Source organism: Photorhabdus kayaii (assembly GCF_025384895.1).
Classification (GTDB): Bacteria; Pseudomonadota; Gammaproteobacteria; order Enterobacterales; family Enterobacteriaceae; genus Photorhabdus; species Photorhabdus kayaii.
The window spans coordinates 1-26,169 of the sequence record NZ_JAJAFZ010000006.1 but is presented as its reverse complement, the minus strand read 5'-3'; the positions used below and the strand labels follow the sequence as shown (position 1 = coordinate 26,169).

Annotated in this window: 23 protein-coding genes and 1 pseudogene; 16 read left to right on the top strand and 8 right to left on the bottom strand. The window is 41.5% G+C overall.

The window, feature by feature from the left end; translation table 11 throughout:
* Positions 1-49: 49 nt before the first annotated feature.
* Positions 50-1,576, top strand: a complete 1,527-nt coding sequence (dgt, locus tag LGZ98_RS03720) for a dGTPase (protein ID WP_113042272.1) — start codon at positions 50-52, stop codon at positions 1,574-1,576.
* On the opposite strand, the gene LGZ98_RS03715 is transcribed toward dgt, so the two are convergent.
* On the bottom strand, positions 1,560-3,911 hold the full coding sequence (locus LGZ98_RS03715; RefSeq protein WP_113042271.1) for an ATP-binding protein: 2,352 nt from the start codon (positions 3,909-3,911) through the stop codon (positions 1,560-1,562). The genes dgt and LGZ98_RS03715 overlap by 17 nt on opposite strands.
* Positions 3,912-3,964: 53 nt before the next feature.
* On the opposite strand from LGZ98_RS03715, the gene rlmD reads away from it, so the two are divergent.
* Genes rlmD through LGZ98_RS03690 form a run of 5 tightly spaced genes read left to right on the top strand, consistent with a single transcriptional unit; the run spans position 3,965 to position 8,628 of the window.
* Positions 3,965-5,281 (top strand): 23S rRNA (uracil(1939)-C(5))-methyltransferase RlmD, encoded by a 1,317-nt coding sequence (rlmD, locus tag LGZ98_RS03710; RefSeq protein WP_113042270.1) that lies wholly within the window; start codon positions 3,965-3,967, stop codon positions 5,279-5,281.
* A 41-nt stretch (positions 5,282-5,322) separates the two neighbouring features.
* The gene (gene relA, locus LGZ98_RS03705; protein WP_113042269.1) at positions 5,323-7,554 is read left to right on the top strand and encodes a GTP diphosphokinase; all 2,232 of its coding nucleotides are present in this window, start codon (positions 5,323-5,325) and stop codon (positions 7,552-7,554) included.
* A gap of 33 nt (positions 7,555-7,587) precedes the next feature.
* Positions 7,588-7,833, top strand: a complete 246-nt coding sequence (locus LGZ98_RS03700) for a hypothetical protein (RefSeq protein ID WP_228900718.1) — start codon at positions 7,588-7,590, stop codon at positions 7,831-7,833.
* The gene (gene mazG / locus LGZ98_RS03695) at positions 7,739-8,488 is read left to right on the top strand and encodes a nucleoside triphosphate pyrophosphohydrolase (RefSeq protein ID WP_228900732.1); all 750 of its coding nucleotides are present in this window, start codon (positions 7,739-7,741) and stop codon (positions 8,486-8,488) included. Before LGZ98_RS03700 ends, mazG begins: the two co-directional genes overlap by 95 nt.
* Before the next feature lie 14 nt (positions 8,489-8,502).
* Positions 8,503-8,628, top strand: a complete 126-nt coding sequence (locus LGZ98_RS03690; protein WP_262405144.1) for a hypothetical protein — start codon at positions 8,503-8,505, stop codon at positions 8,626-8,628.
* 28 nt (positions 8,629-8,656) lie between these two features.
* On the opposite strand, the gene LGZ98_RS03685 is transcribed toward LGZ98_RS03690, so the two are convergent.
* Genes LGZ98_RS03685 through LGZ98_RS03675 form a run of 3 tightly spaced genes read right to left on the bottom strand, consistent with a single transcriptional unit; the run spans position 8,657 to position 10,344 of the window.
* Positions 8,657-9,379, bottom strand: a complete 723-nt coding sequence (locus tag LGZ98_RS03685; RefSeq protein WP_262977734.1) for an immunity 52 family protein — start codon at positions 9,377-9,379, stop codon at positions 8,657-8,659.
* A gap of 13 nt (positions 9,380-9,392) precedes the next feature.
* A complete protein-coding gene (locus LGZ98_RS03680) occupies positions 9,393-9,995 on the bottom strand; it encodes a restriction endonuclease fold toxin 5 domain-containing protein (RefSeq protein WP_113042266.1) in 603 nt (200 codons plus the stop codon).
* Position 9,996: 1 nt separating this feature from the next.
* The gene (locus tag LGZ98_RS03675) at positions 9,997-10,344 is read right to left on the bottom strand and encodes a hypothetical protein (RefSeq protein WP_113042265.1); all 348 of its coding nucleotides are present in this window, start codon (positions 10,342-10,344) and stop codon (positions 9,997-9,999) included.
* A 333-nt stretch (positions 10,345-10,677) separates the two neighbouring features.
* On the opposite strand from LGZ98_RS03675, the gene pyrG reads away from it, so the two are divergent.
* The 5 genes from pyrG to LGZ98_RS03645 all read left to right on the top strand — a co-directional run bounded on the left by pyrG (position 10,678) and on the right by LGZ98_RS03645 (position 15,874).
* A complete protein-coding gene (gene pyrG / locus LGZ98_RS03670) occupies positions 10,678-12,315 on the top strand; it encodes a glutamine hydrolyzing CTP synthase (protein ID WP_113042264.1) in 1,638 nt (545 codons plus the stop codon).
* Positions 12,316-12,387: 72 nt separating this feature from the next.
* Positions 12,388-13,689 carry a phosphopyruvate hydratase gene (gene eno / locus LGZ98_RS03665; RefSeq protein ID WP_112876847.1) on the top strand — a complete coding sequence of 434 codons (1,302 nt, stop codon included), beginning with the start codon at positions 12,388-12,390 and terminating at the stop codon, positions 13,687-13,689.
* Between the two features lie 146 nt (positions 13,690-13,835).
* Entirely contained in the window at positions 13,836-14,093 is a 258-nt protein-coding gene (locus tag LGZ98_RS03660) for a type II toxin-antitoxin system RelB/DinJ family antitoxin (protein ID WP_113042263.1), read from the top strand.
* A 2-nt stretch (positions 14,094-14,095) separates the two neighbouring features.
* The gene (locus LGZ98_RS03655) at positions 14,096-14,365 is read left to right on the top strand and encodes a type II toxin-antitoxin system RelE/ParE family toxin (protein ID WP_110091105.1); all 270 of its coding nucleotides are present in this window, start codon (positions 14,096-14,098) and stop codon (positions 14,363-14,365) included.
* A gap of 801 nt (positions 14,366-15,166) precedes the next feature.
* Positions 15,167-15,874 (top strand): hypothetical protein, encoded by a 708-nt coding sequence (locus LGZ98_RS03645; protein ID WP_041380620.1) that lies wholly within the window; start codon positions 15,167-15,169, stop codon positions 15,872-15,874.
* A gap of 21 nt (positions 15,875-15,895) precedes the next feature.
* On the opposite strand, the gene LGZ98_RS03640 is transcribed toward LGZ98_RS03645, so the two are convergent.
* Entirely contained in the window at positions 15,896-16,036 is a 141-nt protein-coding gene (locus tag LGZ98_RS03640; RefSeq protein WP_158536555.1) for a hypothetical protein, read from the bottom strand.
* A 28-nt stretch (positions 16,037-16,064) separates the two neighbouring features.
* On the opposite strand from LGZ98_RS03640, the gene LGZ98_RS03635 reads away from it, so the two are divergent.
* The 3 genes from LGZ98_RS03635 to LGZ98_RS03625 all read left to right on the top strand — a co-directional run bounded on the left by LGZ98_RS03635 (position 16,065) and on the right by LGZ98_RS03625 (position 19,234).
* Positions 16,065-17,246, top strand: coding sequence for a cysteine desulfurase family protein (locus tag LGZ98_RS03635; protein ID WP_113042261.1), 1,182 nt, complete (start codon positions 16,065-16,067; stop codon positions 17,244-17,246).
* 22 nt (positions 17,247-17,268) lie between these two features.
* Positions 17,269-18,462, top strand: coding sequence for an MFS transporter (locus LGZ98_RS03630; protein ID WP_011145281.1), 1,194 nt, complete (start codon positions 17,269-17,271; stop codon positions 18,460-18,462).
* A gap of 562 nt (positions 18,463-19,024) precedes the next feature.
* Positions 19,025-19,234: a helix-turn-helix domain-containing protein gene (locus LGZ98_RS03625; protein WP_125026268.1), complete on the top strand. Its 210-nt coding sequence runs from the start codon at positions 19,025-19,027 to the stop codon at positions 19,232-19,234.
* Between the two features lie 320 nt (positions 19,235-19,554).
* Here the strand turns inward: LGZ98_RS03625 and LGZ98_RS03620 are convergent, their stop codons facing one another.
* The 3 genes from LGZ98_RS03620 to LGZ98_RS03610 all read right to left on the bottom strand — a co-directional run bounded on the left by LGZ98_RS03620 (position 19,555) and on the right by LGZ98_RS03610 (position 22,183).
* Positions 19,555-20,277 carry a helix-turn-helix transcriptional regulator gene (locus LGZ98_RS03620; protein ID WP_229015599.1) on the bottom strand — a complete coding sequence of 241 codons (723 nt, stop codon included), beginning with the start codon at positions 20,275-20,277 and terminating at the stop codon, positions 19,555-19,557.
* A 300-nt stretch (positions 20,278-20,577) separates the two neighbouring features.
* Complete coding sequence (locus tag LGZ98_RS03615) at positions 20,578-21,300, bottom strand: helix-turn-helix transcriptional regulator (protein WP_262977733.1); 723 nt, start codon at positions 21,298-21,300, stop codon at positions 20,578-20,580.
* 160 nt (positions 21,301-21,460) lie between these two features.
* Entirely contained in the window at positions 21,461-22,183 is a 723-nt protein-coding gene (locus LGZ98_RS03610; protein ID WP_113042256.1) for a helix-turn-helix transcriptional regulator, read from the bottom strand.
* Between the two features lie 1,136 nt (positions 22,184-23,319).
* Between LGZ98_RS03610 and LGZ98_RS03605 the strand changes: the two are divergent.
* Together LGZ98_RS03605 and LGZ98_RS03600 are read left to right on the top strand one after the other, a co-directional pair.
* Positions 23,320-24,704 (top strand): annotated as a pseudogene (locus LGZ98_RS03605) (SLC13 family permease).
* A 152-nt stretch (positions 24,705-24,856) separates the two neighbouring features.
* Complete coding sequence (locus tag LGZ98_RS03600) at positions 24,857-25,972, top strand: MFS transporter (RefSeq protein WP_240002836.1); 1,116 nt, start codon at positions 24,857-24,859, stop codon at positions 25,970-25,972.
* Positions 25,973-26,169: the final 197 nt, after the last annotated feature.

Here is a 26,169-nt window from a genome sequence, read left to right as displayed (position 1 = left end):
CAGATAATCTGTGATGTAAAACAGTGCTATCTCACAAGTCGGAGGATAAATGTCCGGGATAGACTTTAGTCAGAAGCTTAACTATCAGCGTAAATACCGTCAGTATCATGTTGATTCTAATGATGAAGAGCAGGTTATTCGCCAGTTTGAAAGTGATCGTGGGCGGATTATGAATTCAGCGGCTATTCGTCGTTTACAGCAAAAAACACAGGTTTTTCCGCTGGAAAATAATGCCGCTGTCCGCAGTCGCTTGACGCATTCATTGGAAGTGCAACAGGTTGGGCGCTATATTTCGAAAACGATTATTAATGAATTGAAAACGCGTAATTTGCTGGCCGATTACGGGTTGGATAAACGGCTATTATCATTTGAAAGTTTGATTGAAATGGCTTGTTTAATGCATGATATTGGTAATCCACCATTTGGTCATTTTGGTGAAGCGGCAATTAAAGATTGGTTTGCCAAAAAGCTCGATCTTAATTTTTCCCTGGAAAATATTAAGCGAGAAGATCGATGCGAAATCTTCGAATTGCGTTTATGTGGTGATGTGAAAAAAGATCTCTTTCGTCGCCAGTTGCGTAAAGATTTATGTCAGTTTGAAGGGAATGCTCAGGCTATCCGTATGGTGCATAGCTTATTAAAACTCAATCTGACTTATGCTCAGGTTGGTTGTATTCTAAAATATACTTGCCCTGCTTTTCGTCTTGAAGAAACACCAAATCAATTTAATTATTTGATGAAAAAGCCAGGTTTTTATTGGTCGGAGGAGCATTTTGTTCGCGAATTACGTCGTGAGCTTAAAATGGGTGAGTTCTGTCGCTTCCCACTGACTTATATTATGGAAGCAGCAGATGATATCTCTTATTGCATTGCTGATTTGGATGATGCTGTTGAAAAAAAGATTTTCAGCGTCGATACACTGATGGGATATTTGGAACAGGAGTGGCAAGAAAATGGCGGTCATCGGGCCGGGGATCTATTCGACTTAACGGTCAGAAAGGCGTACAAGGGAACTCACGGTAACGAATTACGTCGAAGCCAGCAGGATCAATTTTTTATGTATTTGCGGGTTTATATTACCGGCAAACTTGTTCCTTATACTGCTCGTCGTTTTATTGATCATCTGCCGGCTGTTTTTGAGGGCTCATTTAATCAAGCACTACTTGAAGATAAGAGCGAGGAGCATCGGTTGCTTAGGACGTTGAAAAACATTGCTTGTAAGAGAGTATTTAATCATCCAGAGATTGAAAAATTAGAGTTGCAGGGATACCGAGTCATTAATGGGTTATTAGATTTTTATTGCCCGTTATTGAAAATGCCCCGTCAGGATTTTGTGGAACTGAACCAGAACAATTTCCACAAAGATTATTTTATGGAAACTCGGCTGCTACACAAACTTTCCACCAAGCATCGTCTCGCTTATGGTGAAGCAGTAGAGAAAATTGTTGCCACTGACCAAGCTGAAAAAGACCTGCTCGAATTCTATTATCGCGCTCGTCTTATTCAGGATTACATCAGTGGCATGACAGATAATTATGCTTATGAAGAGTATCGTAAGTTTATTGTGTGTAGTTAAGATTCTCGCCGCGACTCAATATTTTTTTTGCGGCGCTAAGGACATGATCAATTTCATCTGTCAGTTCCAACAATTCAGGTTCTATATCGGTTAATTGAACGCCTTGTTGTAATTGTTGTTCAATTAATTGGCAGAGAGCTTTAAGTTGTGGCACGCCACTATAACAGCAGCTACCGTGTAGTTTATGGATCTGCTGCTGATAATCTTCCTCCGTTTCCCCTGACAAAACTTTTTCTGTGATTGTTTTAATTGTTGGCAGTAAATCTACCAACATTTGTAGCATATCTACAGCCAACTGTTCTTTTCCGGTGGCCTGTTGTAACGCTAATGACCAGTTAATATGTTGTGATTCTGTCGTCTTAACGTAGCGATCTAACACTGCTCTCAGACGATCTTCATCGAGAGGTTTGGTCAGGAAATCCTCAAATGGAGATTGATCTGTATCGCTCTTTGGTCGGCAGGTATAAGCTGTAACCGCAATGATCGGTGTACTGCGGTGTTGCGGTAGCTGGTGGATGCGGTTGGAAGTACAGATGCCATCCATACCTGGCATATGAATATCCATCAAAATAAGATCAAAATGGTGAGAGGTTGCTGACTGCAAAGCTTCTTCTCCACTGTTACATAGCACGGTTTTTTCCACGATTTCTTCTAGTAATGAACCTATTAGTTTGAGGTTAGCTGGATTATCGTCAACGGCCATGACTGTCATGGGTAAACGAGGGAGGTGGATAAGTGCTTTTTGTGGTACCTCTGAGTCGGTCAGAATGAAATCATCTTTCCCTAGCCATAAATCAAAATGGAAAACAGAACCTTTTTCTGGCTCGCTGGTAAAACTAATATTTCCGCCCATTTCTCGGATCAGTTTCCTTGTAATGACCAGACCGAGGCCGGTACCGCCATAACGGCGAGAAATACTGGCATCTGCTTGGTGAAAAGCCTGAAATAGATGAGGTTGCTGCTCAGGGCTGATACCGATGCCTGTATCACTGACAATAATCTCTAAATTGATTTTATGGTGTTGCTGTTGTAGCAGATTGATCTTTATCTCCACAGAACCTTGGTCAGTGAATTTAATCGCGTTACCGATAATATTGGTGAGTATTTGCTGGAGGCGCATAGGGTCGCCTATGACCAGTCTGGGAATTTGGGGATCAATGTGGTGAGTGAGCTGAATATTCTTACTCTTGGCGCTGAGTGTCAGTAACACCATGACCTCATCAATCATATCCTGTAAAAGAAATGGAACGTTTTCTAATACCAATTTATCCGCTTCAAGCCGCGAAAAATCCAATATGTCATTGATAATATTCAGTAGATGATTAGCGGAGCGCTCGATAATATACAGATATTCAGTTTGCTGTATTGTTAAAGGTGTTTTCAGTGTTTGGCGGGTAAAGCCAATGACGCCATTAAGTGGTGTGCGTAATTCATGAGACATATTTGCCAGAAATTCCGTTTTTATTCTGGCTGCTTCCTGTGCGCGTTTTTTCGCTATTGCCAGTTCAACGTTCTGAATTTCGAATTGCTCCATTGTTTCCCGCAGATCCGACGTGGCCTGATCAATATCATTTTGCATATCTTCTTTATAGCGGGAAAGCGATTTTGCCATTGCGTTAATGCCGTTTTTCAGCGTATCTAATTCACCAAAATATTTCCCACTGACACGGCTGTTTAACTGCCCCTGGCGAATTCTATCGACAGTACTGACGATATCGCTGATAGGTTTTGTGATCTTATGCACCAAATGGTAGGCGAACAGCGATGCCCAACCAAGGCAAATGAGTAATAGTAATATAAAAATAACGATTTCTTTATATTGCTGTAAGTGAGCTGACCGTAAATCAAGATCAATGGCGATATAACCAATCGGATGTAAAGATGGGGAGTCAGAATGCTGCTGATTCTGGGATAAATGGTGTTCTGAAATAATGGGCATACGTAAAATAATACTGTTTTTAACCTCCATTTTTGTCAAGGTGGTTGGAAGAGGCATATCTGGCGAGATCTGTAGTTGAGCTGAATTGTATTTATAGTTTGAGCTATCAAATAGCTGATTATCATCGTTAAAAATGGCAATCGCCCGAACTATCTCAGAATTTCTGCGGTGAAGCCGGGTGATCAATGAATTGACACGTTCACGGTTATGCAGGTTGATGCCAATTTCACTGGCGATGGACAGGGGTTCAATAATACTGATCCCAGATCGAACAATTTGGTTTTCCAGTTCACGATAGTGATAACAGAGAAATGAGATACTGAAAAACATGCCAACCAGTAAAATTGGAACTAGGATCAGGCTCATCATGCGGATGCGTAAGCTATATTTGGTCATAATCGTCCATTATGGGAAAATAAGAACTTAATAATTCATAGTCCGTAAGAATCATGGTGCAATTTTATTCCCCCAATCGCCGAACAGTAAATCGGCATATCATCACAGTTACTGCTGATAATCTCGATGCCCAGGGGCAGGGCGTAGCTCGCCATCAGGGTAAAACTATTTTTATCGCCGGGTTATTGCCCGGTGAACAGGCACAGGTACAACTAACGGAAGAGAAGCGACAGTTTGCAAAAGCAAAGTTGGTTAAGCGTTTATCTGACAGTCCATATCGTGTGAATCCCCGTTGTCCTCATTTTGGAGTATGTGGCGGTTGTCAGCAACAACATGTTGCACCCGATTTACAACGTGAAAGTAAAGCCAACGTTCTCGAACACCTGATCAGGCGGGAAACGGGTGTAACGGTTTCTGCTAAGCCGGTGATTCTTGGCCCTGAATATGGTTATCGGCGCCGGGCAAGGCTTGGTTTACATTATCAAATAAAACAGCGCCAACTGGTGATGGGATTTCGTCAAAATCAATCCAATGAATTAGTTGCTATAAAAGAATGCCCTGTTTTGCGGCCTGAATTGGAACAGTTATTGCGGCCATTATCTCAGTGTCTGAATAATTTGAAAGCGGTTAAACGGTTGGGGCATGTGGAATTGGTGCTGGCAGATAATGGTCCATTGATAATATTGCGCCATCTTGATCCCTTGAAATGGGAAGATAAAGAGAAACTATGCACATTTTCCGTGCAACATAATGTCGCGGTCTATCTGGCGGCGGATGAAACTTCACTTGAGTCGCTGAATGAACCGCCGGAACCCTGGTATCAGGTAGGTGGACTGAAACTGGTTTTCAGTCCAAGAGATTTTATTCAGGTTAACGATCAGGTGAATCAACAAATGGTTGCTCAGGCGATAGAGTGGCTCGATTTACAACCGAACGACAACGTGCTTGATCTGTTCTGTGGAATGGGGAATTTCACTTTACCTATTGGTCAAATAGTGCAGTCGGTGGTTGGCGTCGAAGGGGTTGCCACACTGGTAGCTAATGGGCAATATAATGCCAGATTAAATAATTTGGATAACCTATCTTTCTGCCATGAAAATTTGGAAGCTGACATACGTCATCAACCTTGGGCAAAGTTGGGGTTTAATAAAGTCCTATTAGATCCGGCGCGTGCTGGTGCGACAATAGTCATGTCACACATTGTCAAGCTGGCCCCTGAAAAAGTGGTCTACGTCTCTTGTAATCCAACAACATTGGCACGGGACAGTAAGATTCTGCTTGAGGCTGGCTATCATATTATCAGTGTGCGGATGCTGGACATGTTTCCACATACAAGCCATTTGGAGTCAATGGTGCTATTTAGCCGTTAGATCATGGCTAGATGAAAGTTATGAAGTCGTCGGGAGAGATTATGGTTGCGGTAAGAAGTGCTCATTTAACCCCTGCGGGAGAGTTTGCAGTAAACCGGTGGATCGCGAGTTTAAATATAGCGAATCTTCAAATTGGTGAGAAATTAGCCGAAACCTGGCGTTATTGTCACGAAAAAGCGCAAAATCATCCTGATTCAGAACTTCTATTATGGCGTGGCGTAGAAATGGTTGAGATTCTCTCCACGTTAAGTATGGATAACGACAGTATGCGTGCGGCGTTACTGTTCCCGTTAATGGATGCAAAATTACTCGGTGCTGAAACTGTCACCGAAGCGTTTGGCAGCACGATTACCAATCTGGTGAAAGGCGTGATGGAAATGGATGCCATTCGCCAGTTAAAAGCCACTCATCACGATTCAATCTGCTCTGTACAGGTTGATAATGTGCGCCGGATGCTACTGGCAATGGTGGAAGATTTTCGTTGTGTCATTATCAAATTGGCAGAGCGGATTGCCCATTTGCGGGAAGTTAAAGAGGCGACTGAAGATGAGCGCGTACTGGCTGCGAAAGAGTGTTCCAATATTTATGCGCCGCTTGCTAACCGTCTGGGCATTGGTCAACTTAAATGGGAACTTGAGGATTACTGCTTCCGTTATCTCCATCCTGATGAATATAAAAAAATTGCGAAATTACTGCATGAGCGGCGCATTGATCGTGAGCAGTATATTGATCACTTTGTCAATACATTACGTAAACATATGCTCAAAGAGGGCGTCACGACTGAGATATACGGGCGCCCTAAACATATCTACAGCATCTGGCGCAAAATGCAGAAAAAATCACTGGCATTTGATGAGCTGTTTGATGTTCGGGCTGTGCGGATTGTGGTTGAACGTTTACAGGATTGTTACGCGGCTCTGGGGATAGTACATACTCACTATCGTCATTTGCCGGATGAATTCGATGATTATGTTGCTAATCCGAAGCCTAATGGCTATCAATCCATTCATACCGTAGTCCTTGGGCCGGGCGGTAAGACATTGGAAATTCAGATCCGTACCCGCCAGATGCATGAAGATGCAGAATTAGGAATTGCTGCCCACTGGAAATATAAAGAAGGGGCAATAGCGGGCAATCGTGCTGGATATGAAGGGCGTATTGCATGGCTGCGTAAACTGATCGCATGGCAGGAAGAGATGGCTGATTCTGATGAGGTGCTAGATGAAGTTCGCAGCCAGGTGTTTGATGATCGGGTATATGTATTTACACCGAAAGGGGATGTTATTGATCTCCCGGCCGGTTCTACGCCACTGGATTTTGCCTACCATATTCACAGCGATGTGGGGCATCGTTGTATTGGCGCGAAAATTAGTGGTCGCATTGTGCCGTTCAGCTATCAGTTGGAAATGGGCGATCAGATTGAAATCATCACGCAGAAACACCCGAACCCAAGTCGTGATTGGTTAAATCCAAACTTGGGATATGTCACCACAAGCCGTGGTCGGGCGAAAATCCATAACTGGTTCCGCAAACAGGATCGGGATAAAAACATTATCGCGGGTCGTCAGATGCTGGATAATGAACTGGCACATCTGGATCTCAGCCTAAAAGAAGCGGAAAAGTTGCTCATTGCGCGTTATAACGTCCATACACTTGATGAAGTACTGGCGGGCATTGGGGTTGGTGATATCCGTATTAACCAGTTGGTCAATTTCTTACAAAGCAAACTTAAGAAAACCACCGCAGAGGATGCAGATCGGGAAGCGCTTCGCAATTTAGAGAGTAAATCACATCCACAGCGTAGTTCTGCTAAAGATGATGGGCGGATTGTGGTAGAAGGTGTGGGTAATTTGATGCATCACATTGCCCGTTGCTGCCAGCCCATTCCCGGCGATGAGATTGTCGGCTTTATCACTCGTGGCCGAGGGATCTCTATCCACTGGGTTGATTGTGAACAACTGGCCGAGTTGCAGGCAAATGCGCCGGAAAGGGTGGTGGATGCGGTTTGGGGAGAGAGCTATTCCAGCGGTTACTCACTGGTTGTGCGTGTTGTTGCGAATGATCGCAGTGGATTGTTGCGTGATATCACCACGATTTTGGCTAATGAGAAGGTGAACGTACTTGGGGTGAGTAGCCGTAGTGATATAAAACAGCAGATTGCTACTATTGACATGAGTATTGAGATTTATAACCTGCAAGTACTGGGGCGGATTTTGGCGAAAATCAATCAGTTACCGGATATTATTGAAGCTAAACGTCTTCATGGCAACTGACAGCAGGAAAATTTGGATAAAAAATGAAATCATTTGCTATATACCCTATGGATTTCAAGCTGCATCGCGACGGCAAGGGAGAGAATCCCCGGGAGCATAGCGAACTATGTGACTGGGGTGAGCGAGTGCAGCCAACCAAGAGGCAACTTGAAAGATGACGGGTATAGAACGGTTACTGGGGATTATGGCGCAATTGCGCCATCCTCAACAGGGATGTCCTTGGGACAAGCAACAGACATTCAAAACTATCGCGCCTTATACATTAGAAGAGACTTATGAAGTCATTGACGCCATTGAACGGGGTGATTTTTCTGATCTAAAAGAAGAATTGGGCGATCTGTTATTCCAGGTAGTGTTCTATGCTGAAATGGGCAAAGAGCAACAGTTGTTTGATTTTGATGATATCAGCAATGCAATTAGCGATAAGCTGGAACGTCGCCATCCACATATTTTTGGTCAGCAGCAGGATATCAGCGGTGATGTGGCTATCAGTGGTTGGGAAAAACATAAGGCGCAGGAAAGAGCACAAAAAGATTTGCATTCGATCCTTGATGACATTCCGGCAGGTCTGCCTGCATTGATGAAAGCGTATAAAATACAGAAACGTTGTGCTGCGGTCGGTTTTGATTGGAATACCTTGGGGCCGGTGCTGGACAAAGTTTATGAAGAGATCGACGAAGTAATGGATGAAGCTTATCAGGCGGTGGTTGATCAACAACATCTGGAAGAGGAAATTGGCGATTTGTTGTTTGCCGTTGTGAATTTATCGCGCCATCTCGGATACAAACCGGAAATTGCATTGCAAAAAGCATGCAATAAGTTTGAGAACCGATTTAGAGAAGTAGAAAAGCAGATCCTGAACCAAGGCCATACCTTGGAAGCGGCAACATTGGAAGAAATGGAACAAATATGGCAACAGGTTAAGAAACAGTAATCGGAAAGAGTAGCATGAAAGCTGGAATTTTTATTTTTTTGAGTAAAGGGATGGCAAACAGCCCAAGGGGGCTGTTATCAGCACGAAAAAAGCGGAAATGGAAAGTGGCGCTGATTCACGAAGAGATATCAAAAGAATGATGAAGAATAGAAAATTATCTCGTCGCCGTTAAACTTCAGTCATTAATGGCAGTAATCCCAGATTTAACAACTGAATTTCAACATCATTGGCTTTATCAATATCGTCCTGATTTTCACCGTCAAAAATGCCTTTTTTGGTGATGATTAATGTGCCCAATTGCTCTTTATCATTGGCAATAGGCAAGATTTCATCTGCCATTGGTAACAATGAGCGGTCTATAACGAAGGGTAAATAAATCATCCAGCCTGCACTTAACCTGTCGGGAAATACCTGATTTCGTTTCAAGGTATAGCCGTTAGTTTCCACCATAATGTAGGGAGCATTATGGCTGAGAACTAAAAAGGTAATAAAATCAATCAACCGTGAAAACTGAAACTCTTTTTCGTCAATATTGAGTCTTATTGTTATTTCAGTTTGCCCTAGTCTATCAATACGATAGTTCTCATAAAATAGGGAACAGGCAAGATCATCAACTTCACCATCCCAGATTTGTTTTCCTATAAAAGGGAAATTTTTTTTATAACTTTTTTCAAACTCTTGAGCCGCTTTCTCCGTCGGGTGTTGTTCTTCAAAAACAAGGTGTTCCAATGCTTCTTTACGAGTATGACCTGTTAAATACCAAGTTTTATGACGCCCGAAGAATAGGTCAATCCGTTGTGTTATTTTATATAAATCAGCAAGTACTACTTGGGGAGTCAAGGGTTCTTTCCAGTCAAAATATAGTTTTATTTTTAGCGATAAAATAGCCATGTATTACCTCAGATTATCTAAATAAGGGAGTATGAAATACTTTAATATTGGGATAACTAGAAAATTCCTGTAAATAGTAAGCAGCGCTAACTGGCTCCATAAAATGCCAGTGAGAACTTGGAATGCCGTTCAATGAAGTACACACGGCTTGTTGTCGCCTTCCTTGATCTTTCATAGGCTCACTTCCTGTCCACCATCCCATCGGTTCTCCATTCCTAAAAAACTGATCATACTTAGCTTTGGATTCCAGAAACAGGCACCATTCCGGGCGCCAACCATCAAAACTCACGCCTAAGCATTCCCAAACTTGTATAAGTTTGGCGTCCGGTTTGTAAACGGTTTTAGCTATCTGGAGTTGATAATCTAGGGTAACCTGCGAATATGAACTGGTACTCTCCCAGCTAGAACTTACTTTCTCAGTGGCTGGACACACCTTGCATTCTTCCCTTGCTGTACTGATTTCATCTGTTTGGGCTAGCGATTCCTCTTTTTCATCCTCTTTTGTCATCTCCTCAACACCGAGGCCAACACCAACGCCAACTAATATGCCCGTAAGGGCTGATGCTGCATATTCAGCCGCAGTCAGGGCGACCGGAACTACCAGAGGTAAAGGCATGTTAATTGCTCCTTTTCAACAAGTTATCTATTATTCTCAAGATATCTTTGTATTGTTGTTCCGGGTTTTCCCCTGCTTCAAGGGCATTTTTGATTTCTGGTACACCGTGGAAGTCACGATTAAATGCTGTTAAATAAAGGTATGATTTAATCAGCTTTTTATCTTTAAAGCCCAGGTCTTCGATTAAATACCGATAGGCTTCTTTAAGTCGCTTATGCAAATTTTTCTCATCCTCATGCACAACCAAATCGGCATGTTCTGACAAAATGCATTGCCTGATTTTTTCAATATAAGTATTGTCCTCTATATCAATAATTTTATCGAATTGTTCCTGAGTCAGTATAATCATGGCATCACCCCTTAACTCATAAGCTACTATTATCTATATTGGGTCTTCTATCTGTGTTAAATTCAGACGAAATGATCTCAATGGAAGCAATCATACTGTTTTTTAATCAATTAAGGCAATAAAATCATTCGACGTTGAAAAGAGCCAATAACGATTGGCTTCATGAAAAATGAAGTTTGTGTATGTACTTCATGTCTACATTGAGAATGCGGTGAAGGGGAAAATAACCTTATTTATGCGCAGATTATTTGTAGCGCATTTAAGGTTCGGGTATACTGCTTTCCCGTCTTGGTTATATCCATCATCTTTTAAACCTAAACTTTCAGGTTCAGCATGAAAACTAATTATATTTTTGTGACCGGCGGGGTCGTATCCTCTCTGGGTAAAGGCATTGCCGCAGCCTCTTTGGCGGCTATACTCGAAGCCCGTGGACTCAATGTCACGATTATGAAACTGGACCCGTACATCAATGTCGATCCAGGTACGATGAGCCCAATCCAACACGGGGAGGTTTTCGTTACCGAAGACGGTGCTGAAACTGATCTCGATTTAGGTCACTATGAGCGTTTCATCCGCACTAAAATGACTCGTCGCAATAACTTCACCACGGGTCGGGTTTATTCCGAAGTTTTGCGTAAAGAGCGCCGTGGCGACTATCTTGGCGCGACGGTTCAAGTCATTCCTCACATCACCAATGAAATTAAGGATCGCATCATCAGTGGTGGTGAAGGTCATGACGTGGTACTGGTGGAAGTTGGTGGTACTGTCGGTGATATCGAATCCTTGCCATTCCTCGAAGCCATTCGTCAAATGGCAGTAGAAGTTGGTCGTGAACACACTTTATATCTACATCTGACACTGGTGCCTTATCTGGCAGCGGCTGGCGAAGTCAAAACTAAGCCGACTCAGCACTCGGTAAAAGAGCTGCTTTCTATCGGTATTCAACCGGATATTCTGATTTGTCGTTCAGATCGCGTCATTCCGGCTAATGAGCGGGCAAAAATTGCTCTTTTCTGTAATGTGCCGGAGAAAGCGGTTATCTCCCTAAAAGACGTTGATTCCATTTATAAAATCCCAGGGCTATTGAAATCTCAAGGCTTAGATGATTATATTTGTAAACGATTCAGCCTCGATTGCCCGGAAGCAAATTTGTCAGAATGGGAACAAGTCATTTACGAAGAAGCTAACCCTTCCGGTGAAGTCACTATTGGGATGGTGGGTAAATACGTTGAACTGCCCGATGCGTACAAATCCGTGATTGAGGCATTGAAGCACGGTGGATTGAAAAATCGTCTAACGGTGAATATCAAGCTAATTGATTCCCAAGATGTTGAAACCCGTGGCGTTGAATTATTGAAGGGGTTGGATGCGATTCTGGTGCCTGGTGGTTTTGGTGGTCGTGGTGTGGAAGGCAAAATCATGACAGCCCGTTATGCGCGTGAGAACAAAATTCCTTATCTGGGGATCTGTCTCGGCATGCAGGTAGCATTGATTGAGTTTTCTCGTCATGTTGCGGGTTTGGAAAAAGCCAGCTCAACAGAATTTGAACCTGATTGCCGGTTTCCGGTTATTGGTCTGATCACTGAATGGCGAGATGAAGACGGTAATTTAGAAGTGCGTAGCGAAGAGAGTGATCTTGGTGGAACGATGCGTGTGGGTGGTCAGCCATGCCACCTGACAAAAGAGAGTTTAGTGCGCACCTTGTATGGGGCAGATACGATTGTTGAACGTCATCGGCATCGTTATGAAGTGAATAACTTATTGTTGAAACGTATTGAAGATGCGGGTCTGCGGGTAGCGGGTCGTTCAGTGGACAATAAGCTCGTAGAAATTATTGAGATTCCAGAGCATCCTTGGTTCGTGGCTTGTCAGTTCCACCCAGAATTTACTTCCACTCCTCGTGATGGTCATCCGTTATTTGCTGGTTTTATTAAAGCCGCCGGTAAATATCAGAAAGGCCAGCTCAAATAAGATGTGCAGTGAGTGGCGGTATGACGTGTTCCGTCACTTACCTGAAATGTAACTTGTACTGAGGAAAACCTAATGTCCAAAATCGTTAAAGTGATCGGTCGTGAAATCATTGACTCCCGTGGTAACCCAACCGTAGAAGCAGAAGTGCATCTGGAAGGGGGGTTTGTGGGTTTAGCGGCTGCACCCTCTGGTGCATCTACCGGTTCCCGTGAAGCGTTGGAACTGCGTGACGGTGACAAATCCCGTTTTATGGGTAAAGGTGTACTGAAAGCTGTTGATGCAGTAAATGGCTCGATTGCACAGGCAGTTATCGGTCAGGATGCGAAAGATCAGGCTAACATCGACAGGATCATGATCGACCTGGATGGTACTGAAAATAAATCTCAATTTGGTGCTAATGCGATTCTGGCGGTTTCTCTGGCTAACGCTAAAGCCGCAGCAGCAGCGAAAGGCATGCCGTTGTACGAGCACATTGCTGAATTGAATGGCACTCCGGGTAAATTTTCTATGCCGTTGCCGATGATGAACATCATCAATGGTGGTGAGCACGCGGATAACAACGTTGATATCCAGGAATTTATGATTCAACCGATTGGAGCAAAAACGCTGAAAGAGGCGGTTCGTATCGGTTCTGAAGTTTTCCATAACTTGGCTAAAGTTCTGAAAGCAAAAGGCATGAGTACTGCGGTTGGTGACGAAGGGGGCTATGCGCCTAACCTGGAATCTAACGCGGCTGCACTGGCTGCTATTAAAGAAGCGGTAGAACAAGCGGGTTATGTTCTGGGCAAAGATGTCACTTTGGCTATGGATTGTGCTGCTTCTGAATTCTACAACCCAGAAACCGGTAATTACGAACTGAAAGGTGAAGGTAAAACTTTCACTTCTCAAGAGTTCACTCATTACCTCGAAGATTTGACCAGAAAATATCCGATTGTTTCTATTGAAGATGGCTTGAATGAATCTGACTGGGAAGGCTTCGCTTACCAGACAAAAGTGCTGGGCGAAAAAATCCAGTTGGTTGGTGATGACCTGTTTGTTACCAATACTAAGATCCTGAAAGAAGGTATTGAGAAAGGCATTGCTAACTCCATTTTGATTAAATTCAACCAGATTGGTTCTCTCACTGAAACACTGGCAGCGATTAAAATGGCAAAAGACGCAGGTTACACGGCGGTAATTTCTCATCGTTCTGGTGAAACTGAAGATGCGACTATTGCTGATCTGGCAGTAGGTACCGCGGCAGGTCAAATCAAAACCGGTTCTATGAGTCGCTCTGATCGCGTTGCTAAATACAATCAGTTGATCCGTATTGAAGAAGCTTTGGGTAACCGCGCTCCTTTCTATGGCCTGAAAGAAGTAAAAGGTCAGGCTTAATAGGTAATTAATTAAGTATTAGAATTAAACAGGAGGGGTAAAACCCTCCTCAGATAATTGGCTACCAAGTCATATTTATAATCTTTTGACGTGTGGCTACAAAAAGGCTACGGTGTTCTAATCAAACACACAGGGGAGCATTTACTATGACTGATACTGTTGTCAGAGCCAGGGTGTCACCAGCCTGCAAAGCGGCGGCAATGGCAAATGCCAAAGCACTTGGGCTCGATTTATCTACCGTTATACGTATGGTTATTAATCGATTAGCCGCAGAAGGTCGGCTACCGGATGGGTTGCTGCAACCGAATAGCGAGACGTTACAGGCAATTCATGATCTAGAGAACGGGATAGGTGTTCACCGTTCCAACACGCTTGATGAATTAAAAAGTGATTTAGGTTGGTAACAGTGCTGATTTTCGTTTATCAGAGCCGATTTAAAAGGGATGCCAAAAAGTACGTTAACAATAAAAAAGCGCAAGAAATCATTATGAAAACTCTTGCGCTTTTGCAAACCGGCCAGCCATTACCACCGAAGTACAAAGAACACCGTCTGAGCGGTAACTATATTGGTTATTTGGAATGTCATGGAGCACCGGATTTACTACTGATTTATCGACGTACGGACACTGAATTGATCTTGTATCGAGTTGGTAGCCATGCTGATTTATTCGGATAGTAAGAGGATAACTGATGGATTTTTAAATATGTTTGTTGAGCGGAGAGCTAGCTGTGATTCGAAGAGAAAGAATTAAGTTGAGCTGTGTGTAATAGGTTGATGTTTGAGCATGACAAACCTGAAATAATTTTATTCTTCCAAATGAAAGGCTAAAACCTTCCTTCATAAGGGTAATAGCCTGATAACTTCTACAACGTCAATTTTTGAGTTTTCCTGAGGCAGTCGGTCGGTGCAGCCATGTTTTCACATATGAAACTTTTCGCCGATGGCTTAATAGCGAGAATCCCCCCTTTAATGTTGCTGAGAAGATTTACCTTGATATAACGGATTTTAGTTAGCTGTCTCAACAACAGTTCGGACATATCCATACTTGGCAACTAGAGCCTTGTATTGGTGTGACAGAATTACCCGGTAAGCTGAGAGCTAAATGATGTCCGATGGTCGGGCTCAGAGCCTCGACTGCAAGGTTAAAAAGAAAAAAACATTTAAACAAGACGAAGATCTATTTTTTAATAGAAAAGACACGCTAACCTTTAGTCAGAACTCAGAACTCAGAACTCAGAACTCAGAACTCAGCTTTTTTATGGCAATTATACTTTTGCTTGATATCAGACATATTTATTTCATAACCGGGGTCGCAAGAGAAAAAGATATTTAACGTACGTGAAATTATAAAGATCGCCTTATTTTCCATTCGTTATATTGACCACTCTTTATAGAACTTCCCCGATCTAAAAATTAATGGATTTTTGCGGTCATCCTTATACGTACGATCCATCTTGGAAAAGGATATTGATGAAAATGAATCAGCGAGAAACTAACGTAAGCATATTGGCAGGGAATTCACGAGTTTATCTCAATAAGGATAGCGAGATAGTTGTCGAGGCTCAGTTGAAAGCCTTTGAGGCTGCTCTGATGTTCGCCAAACGAAGCCAAGATGAATGTGGTCAATTACCGAGGATATCCGTGGCGTTCGATCATCATGGGATATTCCGCCTCCAGTTCCTGATAAATAATCTCACTAATTCTCAAAAACGGAACCCTCGTCTGAGTCATCTCCACGCCTCGATCAGGAATATCTTCTTGCCCGTAGCAGAAAAATATCAGATTCCGCTCAGTGAGATACGTGTTATTCACGAAGATTCAGCCAGGCAGCACCTTGTCCACATCCTAGCCTCTGGAGAAATACCCGAAATCATCACACGGCGGATGGTGTCCAAAAACCTCGCTGACGGCAAACCACCGACATCAGATGCTGCTTACGAAGAGCCGACTCAGAAACTCACCTGTGCAGCAATTACGAAGGAGTACTTTGAGAAAGCTGCCGGTGATCACAAAGGCTCAGATACTATTCTGGAGGTGTTCTTTGAGGATTGCGCTTGGTCGAGAGCTTTGGCCTATGTGCGTGGGCTGCAACTCAGTCATATGCTCGGTGTTTCAACCGCCATTCGTCTTAATCTTGTTAATGAAGAGGGGGAGGTGAGTCAAGGTGATGTAATTACTGCCTAGCAGATATATACCCGTTATCTTTCAGGTTGCCTCTTTGTTGGCTGCATTCACTCTGGTTACATAGTTCTCTATGCTCCCGGGGATTCGTTTCCTTGCCGCCGCGATGCATCTTGAAATCCATAGGGTATAGATATAGTCAAGATAATAAAAAAATAATTTCATCTTCGTTTGTTAGTGGGGGAAATAAATTATGTACAACTTAACCCGGCCGATATATTTGGATAACAATGCTACAACGCCATTAGATCCCGACGTGCTTCAAACTATGATGCCCTATTTTACCAGCGCTTATGGAAATGCTGCCAGTAATCACCATGCATTTGGGTGGAAAGCTATGGAAGCTGTTGATAATGCAAGAAAATTGATATCAACATCGATAAATGCGACGAGTCATTCCGATATTATATTCACGTCGGGTTCCACCGAGTCGAACAATCTTGCAATCGCGGGCCTTCAACATCGGGGCAAAAGGGGGCATGTCATCACATCGACAATTGAGCATAAGGCTGTCCTTGATTGTTGTAGTAGGCTCGAAGCAATGGGAACGGAGGTGACCTACTTACCGCCGCAAAGCGATGGCATCGTATCCCCAGATTTAATATCTCGTGCAATAAGAGATGATACCTATCTCGTTTCGATTATGGCCGCCAACAACGAGATTGGTTCAATACAAAAAATTGAAGAGATAGGCGCGATCTGTAAGGAACATGACATTCCTCTTCATACCGATGCCACGCAAGCGCTCGGCAAAATAAAATTTGATGTACAGCGCATGAATATCAGCCTTGCCTCATTTTCTGCGCACAAAATATATGGACCAAAGGGGGTCGGTGCACTTTATATCGATTCACGTAATAAGAATATAACACTCGCTCCTCTCATCGTTGGTGGGGGACATGAGCGAGGCTTACGCTCTGGAACTCTTAACGTCCCGGGGATAGTAGGCTTCGGGCGGGCCGTCGAACTGTCGGTTAAAAACTTGCCTGATGAGTCGATGAGGTTACGTTATTTACGGGATTTACTTCGCTCGTATATTATCGAGAATGTGGTTGACGTTCGGATAAACGGTCATCTTACCGAATGCCTTCCCGGTCTGTTAAATGTCTCCTTCAACGGTTTGGATGCTGATTCGCTTTTGCTGGAGCTTTCCGAAGTTGCGTTGTCCTCTGGGTCTGCATGCACATCCGCTAACAGGGCACCGTCACATGTACTGAAGGCAATAGGCGTCAGTGATGCACAGGCTCAAGCCAGTGTGCGCTTCGGGTTAGGAAGATTTAATAATGAAGACGAGATACGCTATGTTTGTCTCCGTCTGGAAAAAGCGGTGAATAAACTGAGGTCGATGGTGCCAAAGCCATTCGGCGTCCTGTAATAATTAAGATGGAGTTTGACTTATGCGAACAATGTCGGCACTTTTTCTCCTGTTCGGAACCCTGTTCACTGCGGGGGGATATGGTGCCACCTTTCTTATTTCCGCGTATTTTCGCTCACAAGGGGGGAGTGACATTGACACTGGGACGACCCTTAGCGTGGCCTTGGTCGGCACTTTGATTGGCGTTCCTTTGGTTGGATGGTTTGCCGGGCAACTGGAAGCATCACGCCTTGCAGCCCTCGCGGCGCTGGCGATGTCTTGTGGTTATTTTCTTTTAGGGGGTTTCAGCGGTGAACTGAGTTACATCCCGCGTATCGCAGCATTTTTGATTGGACTTGGTTGGGGAATGTTCTATATCAGTGGGCCTATGGCGTTGTCAGAGCGTGTCACTGATGCTGACAGGGGCCACTGGTTTACCCGTTTCAGCGCGTTTCAAATGGCTGGAATTTGCGGCAGTCCCATCCTCCTCGCCGCCGCGGTTGAACAGGCAGGAGTGCCCATACAAACAACGTTTCTCTTTGTTGGCGTCATTGGCATCCTCGCCTCACTACTTCTGGCGACCTTTGGGATCAGGGAACCGCATGGTCAACGGGAGTTATCACTGAGACCTTGGGTGAGAAAAATAACCAAGATTGCTGCCAGCAGTGCGATCCGTCCTATTGTGATGGTAGGTCTGGGAGGCTGCGTATTCTCTGGAATGATGTCGTTCCAAAGTTCGTTGGTTGAAGGGACTCAAGCAAATGCAAGTACATTCTTTGCTGTACATGCAGCGACTGTGGTTGTGTCGCGGCTTTTGTTAGCCCGGCGTTTATCGATGATGCCCCGTATCCCATTGGTCATCGCGCTGATGTTATTCTTAATCATGGGCATTCTGGCCCTGTTAGGCATACCAGTTAACCCCATGTTCCAGGTTTTGGCGGCCATGTTAACGGGAATAGGCTATGGATTGGTGTATCCCGTTATTCAAACATGGGCAGTAAACGATTCTGCGCTTGAGAATCGTCACGCTGCCCTCACTTGGTTCGTTGTCGCCTACTTTGTGGGGATATTTGGATTTCCTGCAATAGGTGGATGGATATTAGTGGGTGCGGGCAAGACCTTGTTTATCCTCACTCTAGCTGCAATAGCTTCTCTTGAACTTGGGGTGGCGTTATTGGGAGGGAGATGGTTTTGCCGCATTAAGGATAGGTTAACGGCACAGAATGAAGCACGTTAACAGTCATTCAGCCAGTCGATAATTATCGACTGGCTGATTTGCCGTTGCACAAGTAACTTTTCGATGGACATAAAGTATTTAATGGGTGTTATTCCTCGTAATTGAAGCGCTTTTTTAGGGCATTCATTAATGTATTTAATGCAGCTTCCAACATTTCCCAAAATAACTAAACTTTTTAAATATTCGAGTATTCATAAAAGAACATTTATTAACGATTAAAATTCATTTATGACTTTTAATCGTTAGATATAATATTTTCTTATTCGGAGAATATTTGGCTGTACTTAGCGGGATTTAACGTTTTAGTACAGTTATTTTTTAGTATTCCGCACCAGTGCGGACTCAGGGGAAAAGCTGTAACAATATATACCCTATGGATTTCAAGATACATCGCGACGGCAAGGGAGCGAATCCCCGGGAGCATAGATAACTATGTGACCGGGGTGAGCGAGTGCAGCCAACAAAGAGGCAACTTGAAAGATAACGGGTATAAAAATATAAATTTGAAGAAAGTATGAATATAGCACCTTGAATAACCAAACTGAAAGGAGAATAAGGAATGATTGTAAAAAACGACTGGCACCCGGCTGATATTATTGCAGGGCTTAAAAAACGGGGAACGTCGTTAGCTGCTGTTTCAAGGGATGCGGGGCTTGCATCATCCACTTTATCAAATGCTTTGCATCGTCCGTGGCCTAAAGGTGAGAAACTCATTGCTACCGCTCTAAATTGTGAGCCTTTTGAAATATGGCCAAGCAGATATTCAAAATGAATTAAAATAAACTTCTCGAAAAAAAGTCAATGAGAAGAGATTAAGTACCTGAAACTTTTCTAGTGTTTTGTGGAAAGTTTCAGGTATGATTAAAATGGAGTGATTAACTCCCTGCCTTGATGTTTGTCATAATTAATTTTTCTGTATAAATTATTTAATCTTTTGTACTGTGCTGACATTCCTCTCTATATTTCTGTTGATTTCACGGATCGCCAGATAGGCGTAATATTACAAAAGCGGGTAAACCAAAAATTTTTTTGGAAGTGGGTAGGATTCTGCTTGGCAGAACCCTAATGGAACAGTGACGGAGTGGTTCATTGTTATGCCAGAGTTATATAGGGATTCGTGTTAATAAATCGGGTAGGAGCATAGTTATCATACCCCTTACCCCTGCAATATTCTTTTAACTGGCTTAATGAATTTATCCCTATTTTCTGATAAATGATATGTAGCCTGCTTTGTACCGTTCTATAGGTAATACTTAATTTTCTGGCAATATCTTTAGCGCTTAGTGATTGTAATGCAAAAAATACTATATCGAACTCTCTGTCGGTAAATAAATCAGTTGGTTTGCCAAAAGTTAATGACTCTGGATGAATGTTATTTTCAAAATGATACATGGAGTAAATTTCAAGTTTTTTGCCGTGTCCAACAATGCCAATGCATTCTCCATCCTTCATTAGCGGTGTAACATTGGTCAGAAATGGTTGGATCATTTTTTGTTTCCCACCATAAGTCAAGGTGTTTAATACTGGAATGGTTTTTTGACTCGTCATTACAACATCACAACTAGCTTGTATAATATTTTCAAACTCAGACCACGGTGCTGGACACTCACCATCAAGCCTCCCTTCTATATTAAAACCTTTAGGAAGACCGCTGTAATAAATCATTGTATCATTGGCATAGATGAATCGATGTTCCTTGTCTTTTATAGCCCAAATATCATTGCTGTTTTCCATATATGATATAAAGGCGTCAAAGCTTTTTGAATGAACATCCAGATCCTTGTTTACAGAGAAACTCATCGTGTTATCTTTCATAATTTCACCTATATGATTAAATTGTAAAAACTCCCATGTAAAATTATCACTTTTACAACACAATGGATAATTATATTTATGAGTTTTTGGCACCTATTTGGTGCGGATGATTTTACAGAGGAGCAGTTTCTATAATCACCTTCAATATGCTAATATTCTATATTGTGTAAAATTTTTATTAGTAATTATGTTCTTAATGAATAATTGCAATATGCTGGATGGAATGTGAGAGAAACAAGGCTTAAGGTTCTGCCAAGCAGAACCCTAATAGCATAATGACGATAACGGTGTGGTTCATTGTTATACTAGAGGTATATAGGGATTAGGGTTAATAAATCGGGTAGGAGCGTAGTTATCATATCCCTTACCCCTGCAATATTCTTTTAACTGGCTTAATGAATTTATCCCTATTTTTTGGTAAATAAATTGTAACCTACTTTGTACCGTTCTATAGGTGATACCTAATTTTCTAGCTATGTCTTTAGCGCTTAGCGATTGCAATGCAAAAAATACTATATCGAACTCTCTGTCGGTAAATAAATCAGTTGGTTTGCCAAAAGTTAATGAGTCAGGGTGAATGTTGTTTTCAAAGTGATACATGGAATAAATTTCAAGTTTTTTACCGTGACCGACAACTCCAATACATTTTCCATCCTTTATTAAGGGGGTCACATTGAGCATGAATGGCTGGATTATTTTTTGTCTTCCGCCATAAGTGAAAGTGTTTAGTACCGGAATGGTTTTTTGACTCGTCATTACGTTTTTATCATTAGCTTGTATAACATCTTCAAACTCAGCCCACGGTGCTGGACATTCACTATCAAGCTTGCCTTCTATGTTAAAACCCTTAGGGAGGCCGCTGTAATAAAGCATAATATCATTCGCATAGACGAATCGAGATTCGTTGTCTTTTATGATCCAAAAGTCGTTGCTGTTTTCCATGTATGAAATGAAGGCGTCAAAGCTTTTTGAATGAACATCCAAATCTTTGTTTACAGAGAAACTCATAGTGTTATCTTTCATAATTTCACCTATTATAATTGAACTGTAAAACTGTGATAACCTCCATGTGAGGTATCCCGTAAAATCACCCTTCGCGCTGCTGAGTGAGTTTTGGCAGGAGCATAAGGTTCTGCTTGGCAGAACCCTAATGGCATAGTGATAATAACGATGTGGTTCATTGTTATGCCAGAGGTATAAAGGGATTAGGGTTAATAAATCGGGTAGGAGCATAGTTATTATATCCTTTACCCCTGCAATATTCTTTTAACTGGCTTAATGAATTTATCCCTATTTTCTGGTAAATGACATGTAGCCTGCTTTGTACCGTTCTATAGGTAATACTTAATTTTCTCGCTATATCTTTAGCGCTTAATGATTGCAAAGCAAAAAATACTATATCGAATTCTCTATCTGTAAAAATCTCAGTTGGGTTGCCAAATGATAATGATTCAGGATGCCTGTTGTTTTCAAAATGATACATGGAATAAATTTCAAGTTTTCTACCGTGCCCCACAACCCCAATACATTCTCCATCCTTCATTAGTGGTGTAACATCGACCAAAAATGGTTGGATTATTTTTTCTCTCCCGCCGTAAGTGAAGGTGTTTAATACCGGAATAGTCTTTTGAGTCGTCATTACATTGCCATCACTAGCATGTACAATATCTTCAAGCTCAGACCACGGAGCTGGACACTCACTAACAAGCCTCCCTTCTATGCTAAAACCCTTAGGAAGACCGCTGTAATAAAGCATAGTATCATTGGCATAGACGAATCGATGTTCGTTGTCTTTTATAGCCCAAAAATCGTTGCTGTTTTCCATATATGAGATGAAGGCATCAAAGCTTTTTGAATGAACATCCAGATCTTTATTCACAGAGAAACTCATAGTTTTATCTTTCATAATTTCACCCATCATGATTAAACTGTAAAACTGTAAAACTGTAAAACTGTAAAACTGTAAAACTGTAAAACTGTAAAACTGTAAAACTGTAAAACTGTAAAACTGTAAAAACTTCGATGTAAGGTTATCACTTTTACGACGCAATGAGTAATTATTTTTTTAATGAAGAATTACAATATGGAATGTGAAAAAATTCGCTGTTCATGTAATTGGTTTAATTAAGTGTGAAAATCTGACGTGTGTATTGATTTTCGCTCTTGTTTATAACCGAGCAGTAAAATAATTTTATAGCTCGTGGTCCTATTCTCTTAGGTTAAATAATGTGGATGATCGCTTTTAGTGCCATTTGAAAGATAACGGGTATAGACAGCATTAATCTAATAACAGAAGTCAAAACATTTAACAGGGTTAACCCGATTAGCTGCGAAAAAAGGAATAAAAAATTTTATTTAATCACATTAGAAATGATTAAAGGAATGAGGGGTGTTTTAAAATCGTTAGCATACCTGTTACCCTCTTTAGTTTTAAATCTAAAAATATAAGAAGGAAAAACTAAGTGTTAGTTTAATGAAAACGGTTAAATTAAATATTATTCAGGAAACGAAAAAGACCATTGGGTTTTAAAAAACGGTTAAAACTTTGTACGATTAAAACCAGAAATTTAAATAGTAGCTTTTAATAACAATTTAAAACCTACCATCATAAAGCTATCGGTGAAAAATGAAAAAAATAGCCTTGTTAATGTTTAAATACCCGTCAAATCTATAACCTTTCTGGTAAATTAATTCGCCAGATTTTTAATCATCGTTGATTCGAAAACATCCCCCTAGTTTTTTAAATGGGTTTGTCAATAGCTTGGAAGAGGGAAAGTTCTCCTGTTTTTGTGCCCAAAAAACTTTCATAAAACATAGCGATTTCCTATACCTATAAAGATGTAATAATGTGATGTAACAACAAAAATTTGTATAAAATGCCATCTGTTATGATTTAATCGGCTAGTTATCGCGCTTTAGATCCCAAAATTTAAAGAACTGCATTTGCTTCCCAGAGAAGACTTCTTATATTCACACGCCTTGTATTTTTTTAACAATTGTAGCAATGGTGGATCAGATATCACCGGCGCTAATGGAGTCACCATGGATGTTTCTGAATCTTTAACCACAGCTATAAGGCCAAATTTTTCGAATAAAAAAGGCTTAATTATTCTGGCTGCTGATATCGCATTACTATTTATTCTACTTAATACGTTACCGTTTGGTGAAAAAGCTAATGCAGGTTTAGCACTAATGGTATTTGTTGGCGTGCTGTGGCTTACCGAAGCTATTCACGTCACTATTACTGCATTATGTATTCCAATTCTGGCCGTTGGTATGGGATTGATGAATACGGGAGATGCGCTGAAATCTTTTGCTAATCCCATCATCTTCCTGTTTTTTGGTGGCTTTGCTCTGGCAACTGCACTCCACATCCAAGGATTGGACAGACTGATTGCTAACCGTCTGCTGATGATTGCCCGTGGACGTTTGTCTGTAGCGGTGATGTTGTTGTTTGGTGTGACGGCGGGCCTTTCCATGTGGATCAGTAACACAGCGACTGCCGCGATGATGCTGCCATTAGTCTTGGGTATTTTGTCTAATCTGGATGCACGTTCTGAACGCCATACGTTTGTATTTGTGCTGTTGGGTGTAGCTTATAGTGCAAGTATCGGTGGCTTAGGTACTTTGGTGGGAAGCCCGCCAAACGCGATTGCAGCGGCGCAACTGGGTATCGATTTCTTCAATTGGATGAAGTTTGGGGTTCCGTTGGTGGTTATTCTGCTGCCAATGATGGTGGGTGTTATGTATCTGATGCTGCGCCCGAATTTGAATCATAAATTCGACATGAAGCTGGAAAAACTGGATTGGACTGGCAAGCGTCTGATGACCATGCTGATCTTCCTATTAACCGTATTTTGCTGGATATTTAGCTCGGTTATCAGTTCTGCCTTAGGGGGAGTGAAAGATCTGGATACCATTATTGCTGTCAGTGCTGCTGTTCTGATTGGTATAACGGGGGGGGCGAGTTGGTCGCAGATTCAGAATAATACCGAGTGGGGTGTGTTGATACTGTTTGGCGGTGGTCTGACTTTAAGCGCTATTTTGAAAAACTCAGGTGCTAGTGAAATCATGGCGAATGGTATGCCGCTACTTTTGGCGCAAGCCACTGGTTTGTGATTATTGTTGCGGTAGCTGCGTTTATTATCTTCCTGACTGAATTTACCAGTAATACAGCCAGCGCTGCTTTGCTAGTACCGATATTCGCAACCGTTGCGGAAGCGTTGGGGATGCCGGTAATGACGCTGACGCTTATTATCGGATTTGGGGCATCCTGTGCTTTTATGTTGCCGGTTGCCACACCACCTAATGCGATTGTTTTCAGCTCCGGTCATATTAAACAGACTGAAATGGTCAGAGTGGGTATAGTGCTGAATATTGCCAGTATCGCTATCATCTCTCTGTTTGCTTGGTTATTCTGGCTGTAACTGAAAATTTACTCATGTCCCTCTGGATACAATAACTATTCAATATCCCCATCAAATATATGGTGGGGAAATAAAGCCAGAGGGCGAAGATTCATAGAGAAGGATTTGCCGAGCGCGTCAGCCAGCAATCTAATATTGTCAATGTAAGACCGATGACCAATCCGACGAATAGCACGGCCATTGCTGTGCTTGAACTTCCTGCGACTAACCCGATAGTGGCTAATGGCACTAAGCACAAAATCCCCAGATTATTGAATGTTTCTGCAAAGGCCAGAACCATACCTTTATTAGGGCCTGCTCGTATTGCCAAAACGACGGTACTTTGCGGTGTTATTACCACTTTTCAATACAATATTGATGACATTAATATATATATTCTTTATTCTTTTATTAAAAACATCCTTCGTTTATTTTTAGGACCTTCTAATTTTAAAATATTAAAAAACATATCAACCAATCAATTTGAAAAAAACTTTAGTTATTGGCAGGTTTTATTTCAAATATATAAAATGTTGGCCCCGTTATTTTTAGGTTTTGTTCTCATTTATTACTCAACAAAACAGATTCTTATTTTAATATCAATCCTTTATTTTATTTCAGCAGTCTTATATATTTTTGTTTCAGAACCGTTGATCAATGTTAATCGCAAAAAAAACAAGATATCACTAATTAATTACTTTAATATAATGAAAGACAATAAAATATTGTTTTCATTTATTGTTATTTCCACTTTAACTTGTTTTGGCTATCTATCAGATAGCTTAATAGCTCTTAGCTTTATGGAGCAGGGATTAAATGGCAGTCATTATAGTTTTGCTATGTGTCTTTCTGGTGTTTCAGGTGTTTTAATTGGTTTAGTATTTGGAAAGTATAGAATTAACATATCTTTAAATATTATGTTATTTTCATTCTTTTTGTGGGGAACGGGGTATCTTTTAATAGGAATAACAAATCAATTTAACAATTTATTTCCTGATAAAATCAATTTATTTTTTATATTTTTAGCAATGGCAATAATAGGAGTAGGATCGTCGATGAATAATATTATTGTTACCATTTATATGCAGAAATTCGCAACTAATGATAACTCGGCTAAAATATTTGGCTTAACGTCAATTTCTGTTGGTTTTTCCATGTTTATTGGCCCTTTGATAGGTTCCGCAATATCTTATTTTTTTTCCATAAGCATCGTTTTTTTTACAACATTTGTAGGTATTTTTTTAACCGTAATTATGGTTGTTTTAATAAATCGTAAATTCACGTCATGATACCGTTTTACCCTTTTACTATTGTGGGAACCCAGTGAACAAAAAACACAATTTTAGAAAGTTTAATTCCAGCAATAGCAATTATTATTAAATTCTTTCAAAAAATTTTATCCGAATTAGTTTTGAATCGATATGACAGACACCGATATAAAGGTATCTGTCAGATCAAATCTTCGTTATAACCTTGATTTATTGTG

Coding starts and splice junctions, on each gene's coding strand:
- LGZ98_RS03715 (WP_113042271.1), bottom strand. CDS start 3,911: ATGACCAAATATAGCTTACGCATCCGCATGATGAGCCTGATCCTAGTT.
- relA (WP_113042269.1), top strand. CDS start 5,323: ATGGTTGCGGTAAGAAGTGCTCATTTAACCCCTGCGGGAGAGTTTGCA.
- mazG (WP_228900732.1), top strand. CDS start 7,739: ATGGCGCAATTGCGCCATCCTCAACAGGGATGTCCTTGGGACAAGCAA.
- LGZ98_RS03690 (WP_262405144.1), top strand. CDS start 8,503: ATGAAAGCTGGAATTTTTATTTTTTTGAGTAAAGGGATGGCAAACAGC.
- LGZ98_RS03630 (WP_011145281.1), top strand. CDS start 17,269: ATGCGAACAATGTCGGCACTTTTTCTCCTGTTCGGAACCCTGTTCACT.
- LGZ98_RS03685 (WP_262977734.1), bottom strand. CDS start 9,379: ATGGCTATTTTATCGCTAAAAATAAAACTATATTTTGACTGGAAAGAA.
- LGZ98_RS03675 (WP_113042265.1), bottom strand. CDS start 10,344: ATGATTATACTGACTCAGGAACAATTCGATAAAATTATTGATATAGAG.
- eno (WP_112876847.1), top strand. CDS start 12,388: ATGTCCAAAATCGTTAAAGTGATCGGTCGTGAAATCATTGACTCCCGT.
- LGZ98_RS03635 (WP_113042261.1), top strand. CDS start 16,065: ATGTACAACTTAACCCGGCCGATATATTTGGATAACAATGCTACAACG.
- LGZ98_RS03600 (WP_240002836.1), top strand. CDS start 24,857: ATGACCAATCCGACGAATAGCACGGCCATTGCTGTGCTTGAACTTCCT.
- LGZ98_RS03615 (WP_262977733.1), bottom strand. CDS start 21,300: ATGAAAGATAACACTATGAGTTTCTCTGTAAACAAAGATTTGGATGTT.
- LGZ98_RS03660 (WP_113042263.1), top strand. CDS start 13,836: ATGACTGATACTGTTGTCAGAGCCAGGGTGTCACCAGCCTGCAAAGCG.
- LGZ98_RS03645 (WP_041380620.1), top strand. CDS start 15,167: ATGAATCAGCGAGAAACTAACGTAAGCATATTGGCAGGGAATTCACGA.
- LGZ98_RS03680 (WP_113042266.1), bottom strand. CDS start 9,995: ATGCCTTTACCTCTGGTAGTTCCGGTCGCCCTGACTGCGGCTGAATAT.
- pyrG (WP_113042264.1), top strand. CDS start 10,678: ATGAAAACTAATTATATTTTTGTGACCGGCGGGGTCGTATCCTCTCTG.
- rlmD (WP_113042270.1), top strand. CDS start 3,965: ATGGTGCAATTTTATTCCCCCAATCGCCGAACAGTAAATCGGCATATC.
- dgt (WP_113042272.1), top strand. CDS start 50: ATGTCCGGGATAGACTTTAGTCAGAAGCTTAACTATCAGCGTAAATAC.
- LGZ98_RS03610 (WP_113042256.1), bottom strand. CDS start 22,183: ATGAAAGATAAAACTATGAGTTTCTCTGTGAATAAAGATCTGGATGTT.
- LGZ98_RS03620 (WP_229015599.1), bottom strand. CDS start 20,277: ATGAAAGATAACACGATGAGTTTCTCTGTAAACAAGGATCTGGATGTT.
- LGZ98_RS03640 (WP_158536555.1), bottom strand. CDS start 16,036: ATGAAATTATTTTTTTATTATCTTGACTATATCTATACCCTATGGATT.